At 62.1% G+C, this 235-nt stretch carries 1 pseudogene; it reads right to left on the reverse strand.

The features are described from left to right. Nucleotides 1-78: 78 nt before the first annotated feature. A pseudogene (locus tag E1297_RS50025) lies at nucleotides 79-235 on the reverse strand (GIY-YIG nuclease family protein); the annotation flags it as partial.

Raw genomic sequence — 235 nt, forward strand, 5'->3', positions numbered from 1 at the left:
CGTCATCCCATGGCCTGACCATGGGATCCACTCCGTGACGCCACCAATCGGCAAAACCGCGCAGGCGGGAAACGGACATCAGCTGTTGAGATCCCGGCCGAGGTCAAACCACTCCGGGTTCATGGCCTCGATCAGCGCGATCTTCCATTGGCGCGGCCAGCGTTTGATGGCCTTCTCGCGGGCAATGGCTGCAAGGGCGGTTGCATGGTCTTCATACCAGACCAGCCGCTGGACC

The sequence above is a fragment of the Roseibium sp. RKSG952 genome (assembly GCF_009711355.1).